The organism is Actinosynnema sp. (genome assembly GCF_052038725.1).
This window is the reverse complement of the sequence record NZ_JBQGCX010001092.1, coordinates 1-3070: the sequence shown is the minus strand read 5'-3', so window position 1 is coordinate 3070 and position 3070 is coordinate 1. Positions and strand designations below refer to the sequence as shown.

The window sequence follows — 3070 nt, the reverse complement described above, 5'->3', positions numbered from 1 at the left end:
CCCACCCACCTACCTCCCCACCCACCCACCTCCCAGGTGGAGAAGCCCCCCGCAGAGCCGTTGCTAGGCTTTTCGGCGTCGAGTCCGACGAGCGTTCCCCCACACCTGGAGGTCACCCTGTCCGGCGATCGGCTTGCCAAGAACGGTCCCTGCGTGGTCGTCGCCGGGGGCGGCACCGCGGGGCACATCGAGCCCGCGCTCGCCCTGGCCGACGCCGTCATGAGGCTTCGGCCGGACGCCAGGGTCGTCGCGCTCGGGACCGAGCGGGGGCTGGAGAGCCGGCTCGTCCCGGCCCGCGGCTACCCCCTCGAACTGATCCCGCCCGTCCCCATGCCGCGCAAGCCCACCGCGGACCTGCTCAAGCTGCCGCTCAAGGTGCGCGGCGCCGTGAAGCAGACCCGCGACGTGCTGGAGCGCGTCGGCGCGGACGTCGTCGTCGGCTTCGGCGGGTACGTCTCGCTGCCCGCCTACCTCGCCGCCCGCGGTCGCGTGCCGATCGTCGTGCACGAGGCCAACGCGAAGTCCGGCCTGGCCAACAAGGTCGGCGCGAAGTTCGCCGAGCGCGTCGCCGCCGCCGTCCCCGACTCGGGGCTGTCGGACGCGCGCGTCATCGGCATCCCGCTCCGCCACTCGATCACCACCCTGAACCGCGCCGCGCTGCGCGCCGAGGCCCGCCGGGCGTTCGGGCTGCACCCGACCGCTCCCGTGCTGCTGGTGTTCGGCGGCTCGCAGGGCGCCCGCTCGATCAACACCGCGGTCTCCGCCGCCGCCCCCGCGTTCGCCGCGGCGGGCATCGGCGTGCTGCACGCCCACGGCCCCAAGAACACCGTGGCCGTCCAGCAGGTCCCGAACACCCCGGCCTACGTCCCCGTTCCCTACCTGGAGCGCATGGACCTGGCCTACGCCGCCGCCGACGCCGTCCTGTGCCGCTCCGGCGCGATGACCGTCGCCGAGGTCTCCGCGGTCGGCCTCCCGGCCATCTTCGTCCCGCTGCCCCACGGCAACGGCGAGCAGGCCCTCAACGCCAACCCCGTGGTCGCCGCGGGCGGCGGCGTCCTGATCCCGGACGAGCAGCTCACCCCCGAGTGGGTGGCCGCCAACGTCGTCCCGCTGGTCGCCGACCGCCAGCGCCTCGCCGCCATGTCGGCCGCGACGCTGTCCACCGGCCACCGCGAGGCCGACGTCGTGCTCGCGCGCATGGTGCTGGAGGTGGTCAACAAGTGAGCGGGGTCCTCGACCGGGTGCATCTGGTGGGCATCGGCGGCGCCGGGATGAGCGGCATCGCCCGCATCCTCCTCGCCAGGGGCGCCGAGGTGTCCGGATCGGACGCGAAGGACTCGCGGACGGTCCTCGCGCTGCGCGCCCAGGGCGCCCACGTCGCCGTCGGCCACGACGGCGCCAACCTCGACCAGCTCGACGGCGGCCCCACCGCCGTCGTGGTGTCCACCGCGATCCGCGAGGACAACCCCGAGCTGGTCGCCGCCCGCGAGCGCGGCGTCGCCGTGCTGCGCCGCGCCGAGGCGCTGGCCGCCCTGATGCTCGACCACCGGGTCGCCTGCGTCGCGGGCACCCACGGCAAGACCTCCACCACGTCCATGCTCACCGTGGCGCTCCAGCACTGCCGCATGGACCCGTCGTTCGCGATCGGCGGCGACCTCAACGAGTCTGGCGCCAACGCCCACCAGGGCGCGGGCGGCGTGTTCGTGGCCGAGGCCGACGAGAGCGACGGCTCCTTCCTGTTCTTCGCGCCGTCGGTGGCGGTCGTGACCAACGTGGAGGCCGACCACCTCGACCACCACGGCACCGTCGAGGCCTACGTGGCCGTGTTCGACGAGTTCCTGGAGCGCATCGAGCCGGGCGGCGTGCTGATCGCCTGCGCCGACGACGAGGGCTCCGCCGCGCTGGCCGACCGCGCCGAGAAGCGCGGCATCCGGGTCCGCCGCTACGGCCGGACCGCGACCGGCGAGGGCGCCGCCGTGCTGGTCGAGCACCGGCCCGACGGCGCGGGCGGCCTGGCCGTCGTTGAGCTGGACGGCGAGCGGCTGGACGTGCGGGTCGCCGTGCCCGGCGAGCACATGGCGGGCAACGCGGTCGCCGCGCTGCTGGCCGCCGTCGAGCTCGGCGCCGACCGCTGGGGCGTCCTGGAGGGCCTGGCCGCGTTCGGCGGGGTCCGCAGGCGCTTCGAGTTCAAGGGCGTCGCGGCGGGCGTGCGGGTCTACGACGACTACGCCCACCACCCCACCGAGGTCGCCGCGCAGCTCAAGGCCGCGCGCCCGGTCGCGGGCGACGGCAGGCTGGTCGTCGTGTTCCAGCCGCACCTGTACTCGCGCACCAAGGCGTTCGCCGCCCAGTTCGGGCAGGCGCTCGCGCTCGCCGACGAGGTCGTCGTGCTCGACGTGTACGGCGCGCGCGAGGACCCGGAGCCCGGCGTGACCGGCGAGCTGGTCGCCGAGGCCGTCCCGCTGGAGGCGGGCAGGGTGCGGCACGTGCCGTCGTTCGACCGGGTGCCCGAGCTCGTCGCGGGCCTGGTCCGCGAGGGCGACCTCGTGGTCACCATGGGCGCGGGCGACGTCACCATGCTCGGCCCGGTGATCGTGGACGCGCTGGCGCACCGAGGATGAGCGCCACGACGGCGCGCCGCCCGCGCGCGCAGCAGCGGCGCAAGCCGTCGCGCGGTCCCGACCGCGCGACGGTGCTGCGCAGGCGGGCGGTCGCCGTCATGAGCGTCGTCACCGTCGTGGTGCTCGGCTACGCGCTCTGGTTCACCTCGCTGGTGGGCGTGGGCGAGGTGGCCGTGGAGGGCAACGTCGAGCTGACCGCCGAGCAGGTGCGGGTGGCGGCCGAGGTGGGCACCGGCGAGCCGATCCTGAGCCTGGACACCGACGCGGTGGCGGCGAAGGTGCGCGAGCTGCCGAGGGTGGCGGACGTGGAGGTCTCGCGGTCCCTGCCCGGCACGGTGCTGCTAATGGTCACCGCGCGCACCCCGGTCGCCGTGGTGCAGGCCGACGACGGCGCGCACGTGTTCGACCGGACCGGGAAGGACTACGCGACCACGTCCGCCGCGCCCGCC

General features: G+C 75.3%; 3 protein-coding genes. All 3 read left to right on the top strand.

Features of this window, described 5'->3' with window-relative positions; translation table 11 throughout:
- Nucleotides 1-105 precede the first annotated feature (105 nt).
- The gene (gene murG / locus ACTUAL_RS23110) at nucleotides 106-1224 is read left to right on the top strand and encodes an undecaprenyldiphospho-muramoylpentapeptide beta-N-acetylglucosaminyltransferase (RefSeq protein ID WP_096498044.1); all 1119 of its coding nucleotides are present in this window, start codon (nucleotides 106-108) and stop codon (nucleotides 1222-1224) included.
- A complete protein-coding gene (gene murC, locus ACTUAL_RS23105) occupies nucleotides 1221-2621 on the top strand; it encodes a UDP-N-acetylmuramate--L-alanine ligase (protein WP_096496459.1) in 1401 nt (466 codons plus the stop codon). Before murG ends, murC begins: the two co-directional genes overlap by 4 nt.
- Nucleotides 2618-3070 (top strand): cell division protein FtsQ/DivIB (locus ACTUAL_RS23100; RefSeq protein ID WP_440901707.1); only part of this gene is annotated, 453 nt, incomplete at its 3' end. The genes murC and ACTUAL_RS23100, both read left to right, overlap by 4 nt.